The organism is Vibrio sp. 2017_1457_13, from assembly GCF_030851525.1.
Classification (GTDB): Bacteria; Pseudomonadota; Gammaproteobacteria; order Enterobacterales; family Vibrionaceae; genus Vibrio; species Vibrio metschnikovii.
The window spans coordinates 110,428-129,083 of record NZ_VHTA01000007.1; the positions used below are offsets into that span (position 1 = coordinate 110,428).

General features: G+C 42.9%; 16 protein-coding genes. 9 read left to right on the top strand and 7 right to left on the bottom strand.

What is annotated here, in order from left to right; translation table 11 throughout:
• Positions 1 to 263: 263 nt before the first annotated feature.
• Positions 264 to 1,736, bottom strand: coding sequence for an N-acetylglucosamine-specific PTS transporter subunit IIBC (gene nagE / locus FKN88_RS11515; protein ID WP_040904532.1), 1,473 nt, complete (start codon positions 1,734 to 1,736; stop codon positions 264 to 266).
• A gap of 568 nt (positions 1,737 to 2,304) precedes the next feature.
• Between nagE and nagA the strand changes: the two genes are divergently transcribed.
• The 3 genes from nagA to asnB all read left to right on the top strand — a co-directional run bounded on the left by nagA (position 2,305) and on the right by asnB (position 6,636).
• The gene (gene nagA / locus FKN88_RS11520; RefSeq protein WP_154168701.1) at positions 2,305 to 3,441 is read left to right on the top strand and encodes an N-acetylglucosamine-6-phosphate deacetylase; all 1,137 of its coding nucleotides are present in this window, start codon (positions 2,305 to 2,307) and stop codon (positions 3,439 to 3,441) included.
• Positions 3,442 to 3,443: 2 nt separating this feature from the next.
• Positions 3,444 to 4,658, top strand: coding sequence for an ROK family protein (locus FKN88_RS11525; protein WP_306687576.1), 1,215 nt, complete (start codon positions 3,444 to 3,446; stop codon positions 4,656 to 4,658).
• Between the two features lie 313 nt (positions 4,659 to 4,971).
• On the top strand, positions 4,972 to 6,636 hold the full coding sequence (gene asnB / locus FKN88_RS11530) for an asparagine synthase B (protein ID WP_154168705.1): 1,665 nt from the start codon (positions 4,972 to 4,974) through the stop codon (positions 6,634 to 6,636).
• Between the two features lie 85 nt (positions 6,637 to 6,721).
• Here the strand turns inward: asnB and rfaH are convergent, their stop codons facing one another.
• Both rfaH and FKN88_RS11540 read right to left on the bottom strand, forming a co-directional pair.
• Complete coding sequence (rfaH, locus tag FKN88_RS11535) at positions 6,722 to 7,231, bottom strand: transcription/translation regulatory transformer protein RfaH (RefSeq protein ID WP_154168708.1); 510 nt, start codon at positions 7,229 to 7,231, stop codon at positions 6,722 to 6,724.
• 415 nt (positions 7,232 to 7,646) lie between these two features.
• Positions 7,647 to 7,835 carry a hypothetical protein gene (locus FKN88_RS11540; protein ID WP_154168710.1) on the bottom strand — a complete coding sequence of 63 codons (189 nt, stop codon included), beginning with the start codon at positions 7,833 to 7,835 and terminating at the stop codon, positions 7,647 to 7,649.
• 137 nt (positions 7,836 to 7,972) lie between these two features.
• Between FKN88_RS11540 and dtpA the strand changes: the two genes are divergently transcribed.
• Positions 7,973 to 9,460: a dipeptide/tripeptide permease DtpA gene (gene dtpA, locus FKN88_RS11545; protein WP_158144109.1), complete on the top strand. Its 1,488-nt coding sequence runs from the start codon at positions 7,973 to 7,975 to the stop codon at positions 9,458 to 9,460.
• Positions 9,461 to 9,644: 184 nt separating this feature from the next.
• Here the strand turns inward: dtpA and hemH are convergent, their stop codons facing one another.
• From hemH to htpG, 3 genes are all read right to left on the bottom strand, one after another.
• The gene (gene hemH / locus FKN88_RS11550) at positions 9,645 to 10,607 is read right to left on the bottom strand and encodes a ferrochelatase (RefSeq protein WP_154168712.1); all 963 of its coding nucleotides are present in this window, start codon (positions 10,605 to 10,607) and stop codon (positions 9,645 to 9,647) included.
• A 134-nt stretch (positions 10,608 to 10,741) separates the two neighbouring features.
• Positions 10,742 to 11,386, bottom strand: coding sequence for an adenylate kinase (gene adk / locus FKN88_RS11555; protein ID WP_004395694.1), 645 nt, complete (start codon positions 11,384 to 11,386; stop codon positions 10,742 to 10,744).
• 437 nt (positions 11,387 to 11,823) lie between these two features.
• Complete coding sequence (gene htpG / locus FKN88_RS11560; RefSeq protein WP_154168714.1) at positions 11,824 to 13,728, bottom strand: molecular chaperone HtpG; 1,905 nt, start codon at positions 13,726 to 13,728, stop codon at positions 11,824 to 11,826.
• 401 nt (positions 13,729 to 14,129) lie between these two features.
• On the opposite strand from htpG, the gene FKN88_RS11565 reads away from it, so the two are divergent.
• The 3 genes from FKN88_RS11565 to FKN88_RS11575 are packed head-to-tail and all read left to right on the top strand — an operon-like array spanning position 14,130 to position 15,841.
• Positions 14,130 to 14,987 carry a transcriptional regulator gene (locus FKN88_RS11565; RefSeq protein ID WP_154168716.1) on the top strand — a complete coding sequence of 286 codons (858 nt, stop codon included), beginning with the start codon at positions 14,130 to 14,132 and terminating at the stop codon, positions 14,985 to 14,987.
• A 9-nt stretch (positions 14,988 to 14,996) separates the two neighbouring features.
• Positions 14,997 to 15,527 carry a regulatory protein ToxS gene (locus FKN88_RS11570; protein ID WP_154168718.1) on the top strand — a complete coding sequence of 177 codons (531 nt, stop codon included), beginning with the start codon at positions 14,997 to 14,999 and terminating at the stop codon, positions 15,525 to 15,527.
• A gap of 38 nt (positions 15,528 to 15,565) precedes the next feature.
• Positions 15,566 to 15,841, top strand: coding sequence for a SelT/SelW/SelH family protein (locus tag FKN88_RS11575; RefSeq protein WP_154168720.1), 276 nt, complete (start codon positions 15,566 to 15,568; stop codon positions 15,839 to 15,841).
• Between the two features lie 32 nt (positions 15,842 to 15,873).
• On the opposite strand, the gene yfcE is transcribed toward FKN88_RS11575, so the two are convergent.
• Positions 15,874 to 16,425: a phosphodiesterase gene (gene yfcE, locus FKN88_RS11580; RefSeq protein ID WP_154168722.1), complete on the bottom strand. Its 552-nt coding sequence runs from the start codon at positions 16,423 to 16,425 to the stop codon at positions 15,874 to 15,876.
• A 277-nt stretch (positions 16,426 to 16,702) separates the two neighbouring features.
• On the opposite strand from yfcE, the gene FKN88_RS11585 reads away from it, so the two are divergent.
• Complete coding sequence (locus FKN88_RS11585) at positions 16,703 to 17,614, top strand: TIGR01777 family oxidoreductase (RefSeq protein ID WP_306687577.1); 912 nt, start codon at positions 16,703 to 16,705, stop codon at positions 17,612 to 17,614.
• Between the two features lie 11 nt (positions 17,615 to 17,625).
• Positions 17,626 to 18,453 carry an SDR family oxidoreductase gene (locus FKN88_RS11590; protein ID WP_154168726.1) on the top strand — a complete coding sequence of 276 codons (828 nt, stop codon included), beginning with the start codon at positions 17,626 to 17,628 and terminating at the stop codon, positions 18,451 to 18,453.
• The last annotated feature ends 203 nt before the right edge of the window (positions 18,454 to 18,656 follow it).

An 18,656-nucleotide genomic window follows, 5' to 3' on the forward strand; every position in this document is an offset into this window, starting at 1 on the left:
GGCGATCTCCAACTCAACATAGGTATTACCACCAATCATCCACAATTCCGCCCTATTTCACAATAAAAACTGCGGTTTTCAGACGAATATTTACCAGAACTGGCGGTATAAGTGACCTAATCTATCGTTTTATACCCTAACGATGTCAATCAGGATCTTTTCGCAAGCAAAACAAAAGCCTTCACTAATGTGAAGGCTTCAGAATAATCACCAACCATCGAGGCCGCTCACCGTAGTGTTCAGCTCGCTCTGCGATTGAGAGATTATTGTTGTGATTTGGAATCTATCGATTTCATTTCACCAGCAATGATTTCCGCTAAAGGACCAAGAATCACTTGTAAATTATTGGTACCTAATTTAACTACGCCCATTGCGCCTAGTGCTTTTAACTGTTTCTCATCGATGATTGACATATCTTTTACGGTTAAACGTAAACGAGTAATACAAGCATCAATATTCGATAAGTTTTCATGGCCACCAAGCACTTCTAAGTACTGTTTTGCTAATTCAGAAGACTCTTGTGAACCTTTAACCGAGCTCACCGCTTCGTCATCATCTTCACGACCTGGAGTTTTTAAACCAAATTTCAAAATTACGGTACGGAAAACCACATAGTAGATAACAAAGAATACTAAACCTTGAACTATCAGCATGTACCACTGTACGGCTAGCGGGTTACGTGAAGATAATACCATATCGACCAAACCAGCGGAGAAACCAAAGCCAGCGATCCACTGCATTGAAGCAGCAATAAATACCGACAAACCAGTGAGTACCGCGTGCAGGAGATACAGTAGAGGAGCAAGGAACATGAACGAGAACTCTAGCGGCTCTGTCACCCCAGTAAAGAAGGAAGCAAAACCTGCCGCAATCATAATCCCTGCTACTTTTTCTTTATTCTTAGCCGTAGAAGTATGATAAATAGCCAGCGCTGCACCGGGTAAACCGAACATCATGATCGGGAAGAAACCCGCTTGATACATCCCTGTCACGCCAGGAATAGCCACGCCTTCAGCAATCGATTTTGCACCACCAAGGAAGTTCGGAATATCATTAATACCTGCAACATCAAACCAAAACACAGAGTTAAGAGCATGGTGTAAACCCACAGGGATCAATAGACGGTTGAAGAATGCGTAGATACCCGCACCCGTCGCACCTAAACCTTGGATAGATTCGCCAAAAGAAACCAAACCACCATAAACGGCAGGCCAAACGTACATTAGTACGAAGGCGATAAGAATACCGGCAAATGAGGTTAAAATGGGCACTAAACGCTTACCAGAGAAAAAGGCGAGCGCTTTATGTAACTCAACCGTTGAATAGCGATTATAAATTTCTGCCGAAACAATCCCGACCAGAATGCCGACAAATTGGTTATTAATTTTTCCAAAAGCTGCAGGAACAGCGGCTAAATCAATACCTTGAATCTGTGCTACCGATCCAGGCGACAACAGGGTTGTCACGACCAAAAAGCCAACGAAGCCCGCCAAGGCTGCAGAGCCATCTTTATCTTTTGACATCCCGAATGCGACACCAATTGCAAACAGTACTGACATATTGTCAATAATCGCTGCACCCGCTTTAATTAGGAATGCCGCTAAGGCGGAGTTTGCACCCCAACCCGTTGGGTCAATCCAGTAGCCAACCCCCATCAAAATGGCTGCCGCAGGTAATGTCGCGACAGGCACCATCAGGGCCTTACCTACTTTTTGAAAATATCCAAGAATATTCACCTTAAGTTCCCCCTATAGGATTTTTGTATATGTTGAGCTACTTATTTTGATCGCCCAATTTAGTCACTGTCAGTTTATGCCATTAATTTTGCTCCGCAAATTAAAACCTTATCAATTGTGATCATAATCACCAGAAAGCAGCGAAATTGAGCAATTTTGCTAGCAGGATCATAAAACTTATTTTACCATATAAAAAAACAAACCTTTGCCGCTATCCTTAACCAAGAAGATAGCTTATAAAGCACCAGTCAAAGATAGATTATTGACTAAATCGATAACCTATTCAGCGATGATTTCTTTATATAACAAGGTGTTCAAAAACTTATTTTTGCTTACGATTTTGGTAAGCACACGATTGATAGATATTTCGCGAACTAATTGAAGTTGAGATGCCCGACTTACTGGGAGAAAAAGTAGGCCATACCACTATATTTACCTATCGGCTGGCCTCGATAACCTCCCGCTAAATCACCATGGCTCTCATCGTTTTGAGTAACAGTACGTAGACTTCAAGTCGCAAGGATATCAACACAATTAAGCTCCCCCGATAGATAAGGATTAACTGATTATGTATGCGCTCACAAACTGCAAAATCTACACTGGTAGTGATAAGTTAACTGATCATGCCGTTATCGTGGATAACGACCTCATTCAAGCTATCTGTCCGATAAATCAACTTCCATCGGCGATCAACCATGTTGATCTCAATGGTGCCAATCTCTGTCCTGGATTTATTGATTTGCAACTCAATGGCTGTGGTGGCGTGATGTTTAATGATCAAATCTCAGCAGATACCATCCAAGTGATGCATCAGGCGAACTTAAAATCCGGTTGTACTAGTTTTCTCCCGACATTGATTACTTCGTCAGATCACGATATTCAACAAGCCATCAGCGCACAACGTGAGTACCAAAAAAAATACCCACATCAATCTCTCGGTCTGCATTTAGAAGGGCCTTACTTGAATGTAATGAAAAAAGGCATTCATAGTGTTGATTTCATTCGTCAGTCAGATCAAGCGATGATTGACTTCATTTGTCAAAATAACGATGTCGTAACTAAAGTCACCTTAGCACCAGAAAATAATGACTTGCGACATATTGAGCAACTCGTTGACGCGGGCATTATTGTTTCTATCGGCCACAGCAATGCCACTTATGCAGAAGCTCGTAAAAGCTTTGCTGCAGGAATCTCTTTCGCAACCCATCTTTTCAATGCAATGACACCGATGGCTGGTCGTGAACCCGGCGTTGTTGGTGCCATTTATGACACACCCGAAGTCTATACGGGAGTCATCGCTGATGGTTTTCATGTTGATTACGCTAACATCCGTATTGCTCACAAAATAAAAGGCGATAAGCTCGTATTAGTGACCGATGCCACAGCTCCTGCAGGCGCTGAAATGGATTACTTTATTTTTGTCGGTAAGAAAGTATATTACCGAGACGGCAAGTGTGTTGATGAACACGGTACACTTGGCGGCTCAGCCTTAACGATGATTGAAGCAGTCCAAAATACGGTTGAGCATGTCGGAATCGCTTTAGATGAAGCATTGCGAATGGCCAGCTTATACCCAGCGAAAGCCATCGGTGTTGATAAGACGTTAGGTCGCATTAAACCAGGCTATATTGCTAACCTGACCATTTTTGACCGCGACTTCAATGTAAAAGCGACAGTAGTGAATGGACAATACGAGCAAAAGTAATCATGAATGGCGGACAAATAGGTAATGTAGATCTCGTTAAGCAGCTCAATAGCGCAGCTGTTTATCGCTTAATCGACCAACAGGGGCCAATTTCGCGCATCCAAGTTGCCGATGTCAGTCAACTTGCGCCAGCAAGTGTGACAAAAATAACCCGCCAACTCCTAGAAAGAGGGTTGATTAAAGAAGTCGCACAGCAAGCCTCGACCGGTGGACGACGTGCGATCTCTTTAACCACGGAAGTCGAACCATTTCATTCTATCGCCGTCAGATTAGGTCGCGATTATATTCAGTTGGGCCTGTATAATTTGGGAGGCCAAGAACTGGCTTGCTCTTCCTATGAGTTTCATTACGCTCATCAACCTCAGCTAATCGAAGGGTTAATTCATCATTTAAAAGCCTTTCTTGCTCAACAACAAAGTAATATTAAACAATTAATTGCGATTGGTATTGCCTTACCCGGTCTCGTTAACCCTGAGCTTGGGGTTGTTGAATATATGCCCAATATTGAAATTGATGCGCTTGGGCTTGGCGATATTATTCGAGACCACTTTCATGTCGAGTGTTTTGTCGGTAATGATGTGCGTGGCATGGCGCTGGCAGAACACTACTTTGGCGCGAGCCAAGACTGTCAAGATTCTATTTTAGTCAGCGTGCATCGTGGAACAGGAGCTGGAATCATTGTCAATGGACACGTTTTTCTAGGAACTAACCGCAACGTTGGCGAAATCGGTCATATTCAAATCGATCCTCTTGGTGAGCAGTGTCAATGTGGAAATTTCGGTTGCTTAGAAACCGTCGCCAGCAATCCAGCCATCGTCGCTCGTGTCAAGAAACGGCTTGCTCAAGGTTACAAATCAAGTTTGTCTGATCTGCCTAAAGTAACCATTGACGATATCTGTCAACACGCTTTGCAAGATGATGAGCTAGCGAAGCAAGCCCTAGTGCAAGTCGGTAATCAACTTGGTAAAGCAATAGCCATGACGATTAACTTATTTAACCCTCAGAAAGTCATCATCGCGGGTGATATTACTGCGGCGCAAGAGGTTATTTTTCCGGCTATTCTACGCAATATTGAAAATCAGTCGTTACAGGCTTTTCATCGTCAGTTACCTATTGTGGCATCAACGATCGACAAGCGACCCACGATTGGGGCTTTTGCTATGATTAAACGAGCCATGCTTAATGGCGTTTTGCTCCAGAAATTGCTCGAAGACTAAGGTCTATTGAGCCTCGTTGTCGTGCTCAACTCGCCACATTAATCCAGTCAGATCAGCGATTCCCTTTCTCTCCCCATGAACGTTGTCATTAACACGATTGGGGATATCGCCTTTCTAGTTATCCTTTCTCACACCTTAATTGCTGATTTATTAGACGCGGATTAGAACTCATTCACTGAAAAGCAATTTAAATTAGATAAAATTCACTATAACAAGCAATGATTAATTATTTAAACAAAGAAGTGTTGCCTTTTTTAACCAAAATGGCAGATTAAAGTCATCTGATTAAACATCATCTAATTAAGGAAGCGGTATGTGTTCTATCTTTGGTATCTTAGACATCAAAAGCGACGCCAGTGCATTACGGACAATTGCCTTAGAAATGTCTAAAAAACTACGTCATCGTGGTCCCGACTGGTCTGGTATTTACACCTCTGAGCGCGCTATTCTTGCCCATGAGCGCTTAGCGATTGTCGGTCTCAACAGCGGTGCTCAACCGCTCTACAGCCCTGATAAAAAACTTATCTTGGCCGTTAATGGTGAAATTTATAACCACAAAGAAATTCGTGCCCGCTATCAAGATACATACGACTTTCAAACCGATTCCGATTGTGAAGTTATTTTGGCCCTCTACCAAGATAAAGGCGCGGAGTTACTCGAAGAGCTGAATGGTATCTTTGCTTTTGCTCTTTATGACCAAGAAAAAGATCAATTCCTAATTGGCCGCGACCATATTGGCATCATCCCGCTCTATCAAGGTCACGATGAGCATGGCAACTACTATGTCGCCTCAGAAATGAAAGCATTAGTGCCGGTTTGTAAGTCGATCAGTGAATTCCCTCCTGGCAGTTACTTTAGTTCAACCGATCCAGAACCTTACCGCTATTACCTACGCGATTGGACTGAATATGATGCTGTAAAAGATAACTTATCGAGTAAAGAAGAACTCACGGAAGCGTTAGAAGCGGCGGTCAAACGCCAGTTAATGACCGATGTACCTTATGGCGTATTATTATCTGGCGGGTTAGATTCTTCTATCACCTCAGCCATTGCCAAGCGTTACGCCGCGATGCGCATTGAAGATGATGAACAATCGGCTGCGTGGTGGCCTCAACTGCACTCGTTTGCCATTGGTCTAGAAGGCGCACCTGATTTAAAAGCCGCTCGTGAAGTGGCTGAAAAAATCGGCACAATACATCATGAAATGACCTATACCATTCAAGAAGGGCTGGATGCCATTCGCGATGTGATTTATCACATCGAAACTTATGATGTGACGACCATTCGCGCTTCAACACCGATGTTTTTACTCGGACGAAAAATTAAAGCGATGGGCATAAAAATGGTCCTATCGGGTGAAGGCGCTGACGAAATATTTGGCGGGTATCTTTACTTTCATAAAGCGCCGAATGCGCAAGAGTTTCATGAAGAAACCGTCCGTAAGCTGCTCGCATTAAACCTATTTGATTGTGCTCGAGCGAATAAATCACTCGCGGCGTGGGGCGTTGAAGGACGAGTACCGTTCTTGGATAAAGAGTTTATTGATGTCGCGATGCGTCTCAACCCTGCCGACAAAATGTGTGGTAATGGTAAGATGGAAAAACACATCTTACGCGAATGCTTTCAAGACTATTTACCGGATTCCATTGCTTGGCGTCAAAAAGAGCAATTTTCCGATGGCGTCGGCTATAACTGGATAGACACCCTGAAATCAACCGCAGAAGCGAAAATCAGCGATCAACAGATGGCAACGGCTAAATTCCGCTTCCCGTACAATACGCCAACAACCAAAGAAGGCTATGTGTATCGAGAAATCTTTGAAGAGCTGTTCCCATTAGAGTCTGCTGCACGCTGCGTACCTGGTGGCCCATCCGTCGCCTGCTCATCCGCCAAAGCTGTAGAATGGGATGAGTCTTTCAAAAACTGCATTGACCCTTCAGGTCGAGCCGTGAAAGCCGTACATAATGAAGCTTATTAATAACGTTCGATATAAATAATCAAGGCGCCTCTATGGCGCCTTGAGTTTTTCTACTTAATCATCAAACGTTCTCGACGACGCAAGCTCAATTGTCTAAGCAATGCTTAAGATCCAAATCTTTATTATCAATACTGATCACCACCGGCTGATTGATCATCTGCACCAACATCATAGAACGCGCGTCGCCATCAGGTTCTTGATATAAAGCCCGAATACCACAAAACTGACCGCCTTTGACTTCTATCTCTTGCCCTACCGCAGGTAACCCCAGTTGCTCGTGATCGGGTAGATATTCCAGTTTTTTTAGTTCAGTGACTAATGCTTCCGATAATTCTTTAGGTTCAGGGCCAAAACGAACAAAATCGACAACACCACGTGTTGAACGGACCGTCGTAAACGTTGGTCCTTGCTTATAATCAAAACACACGAAAATATAAGACGGGAAAACGGGCTCTTGTACTTTTTTTCTTTTACCGCGAAGAATTTTCTCAACTTCCATTTGCGGATAAAAACATTCAACCCCTTGATTTTCAAGATGGCTCTTTGCCCTTGCTTGTTCACCTCGCTTACAATAAAGCAGATACCAACCTTTCATAATCTTAGCCAACCTTCTTATTATGCTTTTATTTACGCCACTTATGTATCGGGCAATAGCGAAAGTATACCTAAACTACTTGAAGTGGGAAGAGGATAAACCCTCCGATCATTAATAGGGCTCGAAGCTGGTATTGATTAGATGCCATCCCGTCACTTTATGCAGATAATCGTTTACTCAGCGCGGCTTAACAACAAACAACAGCAATAATTACTCCCACAATCCATCCACGCCCAAAATGTAACCAAATATGAAAACTTAGTTTTCACTCAATATCAAGAGTTAAAAAAATTAGAAATATTTTATTTTTCAAAACATTACATTTTTAGCGATTTCTTTGTTTTCATTTCGTGTCTTGCAGCACTATACGCTTAGCGGTATACGTATCGGTCAACGAAACAAATTATTACTAAATTTATAACCCAAACGACTGGATGTTTAACGTCAACAACTGAGGTTCGATAGTGACTTCCGTTGCTATACCCAAACGACTTGGAGTTGCAGATAGACGGCAAGTGAGTTTATCTCCATGAGCATAGCCAAACGATGTGATTGGGTGAACGAACGTAACCAACACCGCTGCAGCGTCAAGTAGAAAGGGCATACAAGCTTCCGTCGCTATTCGGGAATAACAATAATTACATTAATAATCTCTGCGTTCCCCCCCTTACAGATAGGGTTAACCATAACGATCTGTAAGAGGGGTAAAACAAACAGAGAGGCACTTACAGGAAGAGCGGTATGTCTGACTTGAATATATTCAAGCAACCTAAATCATTTTATTTGATTTTTTCAATTGAGTTTTGGGAGCGATTTGGCTTCTACGGAATGCAAGCGATTTTGACGGTATATATGGTCAAAATCTTAGGTATGAGTGAGTCAACTTCATTTGTTCTATTTGGTGCATTCTCTGCTTTAGTTTATGGATTTGTTGCCGCTGGTGGCTGGATTGGCGATAAGATTATTGGTACAAAGCGTGCAATCACGCTTGGTGCAATCATCTTAATGGTCGGTTATCTGTTATTAGGTTTATCGACAACGGATGGCCATTGGGGAGGACCAACGCTGATTTATATTGCGATGGGATTCATCACTGTTGGTAATGGTTTATTTAAAGCCAATCCATCAAGTTTGCTCTCCAAGGTTTATGCCGATAACGATCCTCGACTCGATGGTGCCTTTACGATGTACTATATGGCCATCAACCTTGGCTCGTTCTTTTCGATGATCATCACCCCGATAGTCGCTGAACGTGCGGGATATGGTATGGCATTTGGTGTTAGTGCAATTGGCCTAGCGATCACGGTAGTCAACTTTATGATGTGCTTAAAAATGCTCAAAAAAGTTGGTTCACCTGCCGATCTCAAACCCGTCAATCGTCGTTCATTAATGGTGGTTATCCTAGGCTCTGTACTCGCTAGCTTTATTTCTAGTTATCTCTTACAAAACCTGTTCTTAGCTCATATGATTTTGGTCATAGCCGGCTTAACCATTCTGGGTTGCTATTTTAAAGAAACTTTTTCAATGACTGGTTTAGAACGTAAAAAAATGCTCGTCGCCTTTGCTCTTATGCTGCAAGGCGTGGTTTTTTTCGTGCTCTACTTCCAGATGCCGACTTCATTAAACTTTTTTGCTATTCATAACGTTAACCCAAGCCTATTCGGTTTCCAAGTTGAACCAGAACAGTTCCAAGCACTTAACCCATTCTGGATCATGCTAGCAAGTCCGATACTGGCGATGTTATACGGTAAGTTAGGTGAGCGTTTAGCGATGCCGTTTAAATTTGCCATTGGCATGGGATTATGCGCGCTTTCTTTCTTGGTACTTTCTTGGTCGACAAGTTTTGCGAATACCCAAGGGATCATCAGTTCAAACTGGTTAGTCATGAGCTATCTATTCCAGTCGATCGGTGAATTATTGGTATCAGGACTTGGCTTAGCGATGGTGGCACAACTAGTCCCACAACGTATGATGGGTTTTGCTATGGGTATGTGGTTTTTAACCTCAGCTGCAGCAGCTGTTGCAGCAGGATGGGTAGCTAGCTTAACCTCTGTCCCTGAGCACATTACCACAGCGCAAGAATCACTGGCTATTTACGGTGACGTGTTTGGAAAAATTGGTTATGTCACTGCAGGTATCACTATCTTAACCTTTTTAATCGCGCCAATGCTGAGCAAAATTTGTCAAAGCACTACCGAGATTGAAACACTAACTCCCGTTGAAGCATAAATCGGTTAATCGATACGGCCTCTCTTTGCTGTAGAGGTCACCTTCATTTAAAAAAGCCAAACATCACCGTTTGGCTTTTTTATTATTTGCTGCAGCATTAACGTTTTTTTGGAGCCAACAGCAGCACAGCTTTGGTTGCATTGTTAACCACCAGCGGAAACATTATCACAGTAAGACAACGGCCCTAATAACGAGCCTGGATTAAATCAACCATCATCTCAATGTGCAGATCAGAATCATTAAGGCAAGCAATATAGTTAAAAGCTTCACCTCCAGCCTCAAGAAAAAGATGTTTATTCTCTTCGCTAATTTCTTCCAACGTTTCTAAGCAATCAACCGAAAATGCGGGGCAAAGAATATCGATCTTTTTCATCCCCTGCGAAGGTAAAGCCTGCATAGTTTTATCGGTGTAGGGCTGTAACCACTCTTCTTTACCGAACTGCGATTGGTAAGTCATCATGACCTGTTGATCACTCAAACCTAATTCTTGTGCGAGTAAATGGGTCGTTTGTTGACAGTGTTGAGGGTAAATATCGCCATTATCAGCATAACGTTTAGGTATGCCATGATAAGAACAAATCAATACATCACCTTGCCCTTTTTCACTCCACGAACTGCGAACTTTGTCCGCTAAAGCACGAATGTATAACGGATGATCATGATAATCGGTAATAAAATCGATTTCCGGTATAACCCTTTGCGTTTTGATTGCTTTGGCTAAACCATCAAACACCGCTGCTGTCGTAGTTGCTGAATATTGTGGATAAAGCGGTAACACTATTATTTTTTCAACGCCTTGATCTCGTAACGCTTGCACACCACTCAGTAAACTTGGGTTTCCATACGTCATTCCTAGTTCAACCGGATAATCAAGGCGCTGTTGAAGTTTCTCTTGTTGCCGCTTTGAATAAACCAATAACGGCGAGCCCTCATCCATCCAAACCGATTGATACAACTTAGCGACTCGAGGAGAGCGTAACGGTAAAATGACACCATGGAGCAGCGGACACCATATCCAACGCGTCAAATCAACCACACGATGATCATGTAAAAACTGACTTAAAAATCGTTTGACGGCTTTAGGCGTCGGTTCATCTGGCGTGCCTAAATTAGCCAGCAATACACCAAGTTTTTTTTTCGTTTGCATAACTTCCATTGATTCAGTCCACAGAGAATAGTAAGTACGTCACAACAACCAAAAAGTTTAAAAAAAGCGACCGTCAAGGTCGCTTTTATGATCAATGCGTTAGTTAACCTAAACAAATTGAAAACTAGGTGACATTATGCCAACGCTTTTTCAATATCAGCACTAACTTCAGCAACTTGCTTGGTACCATCAAATTTTAAATATTGAGTATGTCCAGCCGCCGCTTCTTTGCCGTAGTATTCGATCAAAGGTGCTGTTTGGTCATGATAAACACTTAGGCGAGCACGTACTGTCTCTTCTTTATCATCATCACGCACTACTAAATCTTCACCTGTAACATCATCTTTACCAGCGACTTTAGGTGGATTATAGATAGCATGATAAGTACGACCAGAAGGAAGATGTGCTCGACGACCAGCCATACGCTCAACAATCACGTCATCAGCAACATCAAATTCAATCACATAATCCACGTTTATTCCCATCGCTTTAAGACCATCAGCTTGCGGAATTGTGCGAGGAAAACCATCCAGTAAAAAACCTTTTTCACAATCAGCTTGAGCGATACGCTCTTTAATCAGACCTAGAATAATGTCATCAGAAACAAGCTGACCAGCGTCAATCACTGATTTCGCTTTTTTACCAAGCTCAGTGCCCGCTTTGATAGCAGCACGTAGCATATCACCAGTAGAAATTTGTGGAATACCATATTTTTCCATGATGAATTGAGCCTGTGTGCCTTTACCTGCACCCGGAGCGCCGAGAAGAATGATGCGCATGTTTAATCCTCTTTTGAAAATTGTGTTATACCCTTTCTACTTAAAGCTGTAGCGGTGTTGGCTACGTTCGTTACCCCAATCACATCGTTTGCCTATGCTCATGGTAATTCACTCACTTGCCGCCTACCTGCAACTTCAAGTCGTTTGGGTATATACCGAAGCTCACAGCCTAACGGAATTGAGAGACGGTAAGTTTCGGTATAATAAGATAAAAACTGGTCATAAAAGTATGAGACCACACAAGATGGCCAAATCATTTAAGCGAGTGATTCTAACATAAAATCCACCAAAAAGAGCAGAGTAAGACTAAAGAATCACGCCACTTCATAGTACGAACAGAATAAATGTATCGCCCTGAATACTGGCTGAAGCAGACAGCCTCATAAAAACCAAACTCGCACGATGGCGAGTTTGGTTTTATCGTGTAAAAAATAGGATTATGCGTGAGTTAATAACTCATTGACCGCTTTAACATACTGAGTCGGATCTTCCATTGCTCCGCGCTCAGCCAGCATCGCTTGGCCTAATAAGACTTCCACCCATTGACCAAACGCTTGCTCATCGGCTTCATCAGCCATGCGTTTGACCATGCTATGCTCTGGGTTGATCTCAAAAATATACTTCACTTCCGGTACGGCTTGACCCGCAGCGGCTAATAATTTAGCCATTTGCGTACCCATTTCGCCATCATCAGTCACCACGACAGCAGGCGTTGAAGCAAGCTTAAAGGTAGTACGAACGTCTTTCACTCTTGAACCTAAGTAAGTTTTGATACGCTCAACTACCGTTTGAAACTCTTGCTCCGTTTCTTTGTGTTTCTCTTTCTCAGCTTCATCGTCAAACTTACTCAAATCCAAACCAGCTTTGGTAATAGATTGGAAAGATTTACCATCAAATTCGGTTAAGTAGTTCATCAACCACTCATCAATTCGATCGTACATCAGAATAACTTCAATGCCTTTTGCCTTGAATTGCTCCAAGTGAGGGCTGTTTTTCGCTGCCAGATAGCTATCCGCCGTCAAGTAGTAAATCACCTCTTGACCTTCTTTCATTCGCTCAACATACGCTGCTAAGCTCACGTTCTGTTGTGCAGACTCTTCATGAGTTGAAGCGAAACGCAATAATCCCGCGATTTTTTCACGATTAGCAAAATCCTCAGCAGGCCCCTCTTTCATCACGAGACCAAACTCTTTCCAAAACGTTTGGTACTTATCACTGTCGTTGGTGGCAAGACGCTCAAGCATGGTCAACACACGCTTGGTACAAGCGTTACGTAACGATTGAGTGACTTTATTATCTTGCAAGATTTCTCGCGAGACGTTGAGCGGTAAATCGTTGGAGTCGATTAATCCACGAACAAAACGCAGGTAAGATGGCATGAACTGCTCAGCATCATCCATGATAAAGACACGTTGTACGTACAGTTTTAAGCCATGTTTGTGGTCACGATTGTACATATCCCAAGGTGCTTTAGCCGGAATATACAGTAAGCTGGTATAATCGTTTTTCCCTTCAACTTTGTTATGGCTCCAAGTCAACGGGTCGGCAAAATCATGGGAGACATGCTTGTAAAACTCTTGATACTCCTCATCACTGACGTCAGATTTAGAGCGAGTCCATAGGGCTTGAGCCTTGTTAATTTGTTCCCACTTAACTTCTCCCGTCTCTTTCCCTTCCTCATCACGTACCGACGTTTGAATGTAAACTGGAATGCCAATATGATCAGAGTATTTAGAGATAATTTCTCGTAAACGCCACTCAGATAAGAACTCTTTCCCCTCGTCACGCATGTGCAAAACAATATCGGTACCACGAGAAGCTTTCTCTATCGTTTCAACCGTATACTCACCTTCTCCTTGTGAGTGCCATTGTACCGCTTGATCAGCCGCCAATCCTGCTGCGCGAGTCCGCACTGTCACTGCATCAGCGACGATAAACGCAGAGTAGAAACCAACACCAAACTGGCCGATTAATTGTGAGTCTTTAGACTGCTCTTGAGAAAGTTTAGAGAAGAACTCTGCCGTGCCTGATTTCGCAATAGTACCCAAATGCTCAATCACATCTTCACGACTCATACCGATACCGTTGTCTGAAATGGTCAACGTATTGGCTTTAGCATCAAACGACAGTTTGACGCCTAATTCTGCATCACCTTGATACCAATCAGGGTTGGATAACGCTTGGAAACGCAGTTTATCGGCCGCATCAGAGGCGTTAGAAATCAACTCGCGTAGGAAGATCTCTTTGTTGGAGTATAAAGAATGAATCATCAAATGAAGCAATTGCTTTACTTCAGATTGAAAACCACGTGTTTCTTTGTTGTTGGTTGTCGTCTCGCTCATTTTAGCTCCGTAACATCATATCAAACCCTATCCATCACACTAAAATGGGTAGGAAGAACATAGATTTGCTATTAACATGTGGCTTGGCAATGTAAATTCAAGGTCAAAAAACATAAAAACACTGTTTTTTGGATTTTTTTTGATTATTCTCTACTGGTTTTAGGTTTCACCCTTAAAAATTTTGATCAGGTTAATGAAAAAAGTCTGTCATTGATACCACTCAAAACGGTTAGCACGATGAGTTCGCAGTGATAAACAACAGTAAAAGATTGTTGTTTCATCGATGATGAGCGTGTTGCTGACGACAAATATGATCGAATAACACCAAACTAGGGCAGTAAAACCCCAAGCGCGACAGAACTTGGCCATTTTGAGTAACAACCATTAAAAAGAAGAACTCAATGAGCAATTTAGCTAGCAAATTCATTCTTGCCAATCGGTTTATTTTTGACTCGACATCAAACTTATTGGTCGATCAAACCGGAGAAGAAGAGACGCGTCTCGGCAGCAATGAGAGTCGTATTCTCTCTATGTTTGTTCAACATCCTAACCAAATTATTTCTCGTGATGACTTACATAATTATGTATGGCGAGAACAAGGCTTTGAAGTCGATGATTCCAGCTTGACTCAAGCAATTTCTACGCTAAGAAAAATGCTTAAGGACTCAACAAAACTCCCGTTGTTCATTAAAACGGTGCCCAAACGTGGTTATCAGTTTATTGCTAGCGTTGAGCCAATTGTTCCGCCCGAACCGGTCATTGCTGAGCCAGAGATCGCGTTAGAAAATAGCGCCACTAACCAAGACGAGAGCGCCTTTTCAGGAGAGAGGCATACTGATCTCACAGGCAAATCTAACAATACATTCATGAGCACCAAAGATGCGGTTTCTGCGAAACGCTTATCGGATCTTCGCTCATTGGTGATGTTAGTGTGTGCCATCTTATTACCGATCATGGTGCTGTTTTTTAGTTCACCGTCTTCTTCACAATTTCGTCAACTGGCCGTGGTCAATGATGTTGTGATCAGCGCGCCCATCAATCACCCAGACCTGAGCACATGGCTACCTTTAATCAAATCGTGCATCAAAAAGCATCACTCGATGCGCTCTGATGATATGATCCTAAAAGAAGTGATCGCGACGGGTGGTGATAATGGTCAACTGATCCTGAACTATATTCACTTACCTCAATTTTCTGGGGAAAATATTACTTTGCGGATCTTTGCTAACCCAGATGACACCGATAAAGTGTGCCAGTAAGGAACAACGATGACCAAACAAATCTCTGCATTTTTATTGCTTATCTCAACGGTTGTCAGTAGTTGGATCTATTGGACGAATGAAACGAAGTTAGACAATGTGTTGATGTCACGTGAGTGGCAATCAAAAATGGTGACCTTAATCGAAACCACTCAACCTAATGACGCGGTCGGACCTCTGCATCGTGTTGACGTCTCTTCAAACGTAAAATATCTGCCAAATGGCACTTACCTGCGGGTTTCAAGAGTCAAATTATATTCTATTGAACCTTCATCAACCGACCGACCGGATAATATCATTAATATTTCTGAGTCTGGGGAGTGGAGCATCAGTGATAACTACCTTCTCGTATCACCGACGGAATTTAAAGATATCTCATCGTCTTACAGTAAAGATTTTACGCCTAAGCAACTACAGTTAATCACTCAACTGTTTAAGATGGACGCTCAACAGAGCCGAAGGATTGATATCATTAATAAGAAAACCTTACTACTCACTAGCTTGAGCCATGGTTCAACAGTACTGTTTGGTAATGGATAGTCACCACTTCTACATCATGAGTTGCCCATTAGTTGCCTATGAACAAAGTAAACATTGATATTTATTATTGCCGGCAATGCCAGTGGATGTTGAGAGCGTCTTGGCTAAGCCAAGAGCTCTTGCAGACATTCAGTGAAGAGATTGACATGGTCTCTTTACATCCCGATACCGGTGGACGTTTTGAGATCTTTTGCAACCAACACTCAATTTGGGAACGAAAAAGGGATAATGGCTTCCCAGAAGCCAAAATATTGAAACAACGGGTACGAGACATTATCGATCCACAACGCGATCTCGGTCATATTGACCGCTAACGAATAGCGCTCAACATGACTTAGAAAAAATATTATTGTGAAAGATCAAGCGATGCTAAGGTTTCTCCCTCAAAGCCATAGACAGTGAAACAAAAGCCGTCTAAGACAGCAAAACTGGCGACGGCCTGAGATCGGGGAAACGTCACCGAACCAGGGTTTAATACAAAATGATTACCGCATCGCTCTGCTCGTACAAGATGAGTATGACCATGAACAACAATGTCACCTATCGATAAAGGCGGCAGAGTCTGCTCATCATAGAGATGGCCATGAGTAAGAAACAATCGCTGTCCTGAGGGCAATAATACCCACGCAAAGTCACTCATGATTGGAAAATCCAATAACATTTGATCCACTTCGCTATCGCAATTCCCCCGCACCGCAATAATTTGTTTAGCGTAGTCATTTAATTTTTCGGCTACCGCGGGAGGGTTATACCCTTCAGGAATAGGGTTTCTCGGACCGTGATTTAATAAATCACCCAATAAAATCAGCGTATTCGCTCCAGACTGGGTAAATTGCTGTAACATTTTTTCGGCTGCAGGCAAAGCACCATGTAAGTCTGAAGCAAAGAACAGTTTCATTATCTCTCCCCTCTCTCAAATCCGGTCGTCCATAGCGACAAACATAACATCCTCTGTCAATGTCGACTCGTCAATGGTGACGGCCTATTGAGTGTGTAAAGAATTTTATTGTACGTTTTTTCATAACCTACGTCATCTTCGTCAATCTTTGTATTGAGAGTGACACTTCCTCCACGGAATGACCACAGACGAGAGAAAAGCTTGAACACCAAGAGAGATACACATAAGCTGATTAAGCGTTTGTTTGCTTAATACATTACCCATGCAAGGAGGCAAAATGAACATTTTTATCACTGGTGCCACTGGTTTAATTGGTCGTGAGCTGATCAAACAATTAATCACTCACGATATCGTCATCCTCACACGAGATATCGCTAAGGCACAGCGCAAACTTGCCCACGCTAACACTAAGATTTCGTTCATTAGTGATATTAATCAATTGCATGATCTTAATCGCTTCGATGCGGTAATTAATTTAGCAGGAGAACCCATCGCCGATAAACGCTGGACAGACAAACAAAAACAGCGTATTTGCCAAAGTCGTTGGCAGTTAACCGAGCAGTTGGTTGAATTGATCCATGCGAGTACCACTCCACCAACTCTTTTTCTTAGTGGCTCTGCAGTGGGGTATTATGGCGATCAACACGAACATCCCTTCGACGAAAGTTTGCAAGTGCAAAGCCAACAATTTTCTCATCACATCTGTGCCGTTTGGGAACAAACAGCGATGCGCGCCCAATCATCCAGAACGCGAGTTTGCTTGATGCGAACAGGAATCGTCTTATCGCCTGAAGGCGGTGCATTAAAGAAAATGCTCCCTCCCTATCGCCTAGGATTAGGTGGGCCGATTGGCCGTGGTACCCAGTATATGCCATGGGTCCATATTAGTGATATGGTACGGGCAATCATTTTTCTGTTGGAAACCGAACATGCTCAAGGCGCTTTCAATATGTGTGCTCCACACCCCGTTACCAATGCGGTCTTTAGTCAAACTCTCGCCGCGAGCCTCCGAAAGCCTCATTTATTAACCACCCCACGATGGGCGATCAAACTGCTGCTTGGTGAGGCGAGCGAATTACTGTTTGATAGCTTGCGTGCGAAACCAAAGAAATTGACAGAGTTAGGCTTTAAATTTAATTTTCCACGACTTGAACCGGCGTTAAAACAGCTATTATCACATCACCATTAATTGGATTCATTATGACTCGCTCGATCCTCATCACAGGTTGCTCAACAGGTATTGGCTATATGGCGGCTCTAGCGCTGAAACAACGTGGCTATCATGTCATTGCTTCTTGCCGGCACATCGATGATGTCAAGCGCTTACAGCAAGAAGGGGTTACTTGTATTCAGTTGGATCTCAGCGATGAACAGAGTATTCATCAGGGAGTAAAAGCAGCTCTCGAGCTTTCAAATCATCAACTTTACGCTCTATTCAATAATGGCGCTTATGGGCAACCTGGCGCGCTAGAAGACCTATCAACTGCGGCATTACGCGCTCAATTTGAAACCAATTTTTTTGGCTGGCATACATTAACAACCTTATTGCTTCCGCACTTTCGTCAACAAGGGCATGGACGAATCATTCAAAATAGCTCCATTTTAGGCTTTGCTGCGATGAAGTATCGTGGCGCTTACAATGCGTCTAAATTTGCGATTGAAGGATGGACAGATACGTTGCGTTTAGAGCTCCAAGCGAGCAATATTCATATTAGTTTGCTTGAACCAGGACCGATTAACACTGAGTTTCGAGCTAATGCATTAACCGCCTTTAAACGCTGGATCAATATTGAACATTCTCTTCACCACCAAGCTTATCAGACTCAGTTAGCCCGCTTGGAAAATGCACAATCAAACCATCCTTTTGCTCTGCCTGCTGAAGCGTGTTTAGCGCCGATATTGCATGCTTTAGAAGCCAAACACCCCAAGCTTCGCTACCGAGTGACCGTACCAACGAAAGTGTTTGCACTCTTGAAAAGACTCTTACCTGGGCGAGTATTAGATAAATTACTCAGCAAAGCGGCTTAGCTGTCATTGATTCGTCATATTGGTTTGCCATACTGATCATGCTCAGGTGATATCACGAAATAAGATATCAATCATGGTACAACACCAAACACTGAGTATACCCAAACAACTTGGAGTTGCAGGTAGGCGGCAAGTGAGTGAGTCCCCATGTGCATAGATAGACTCTATGATTGGGGTGAACGAACGTAGCCAACACCGCTGTT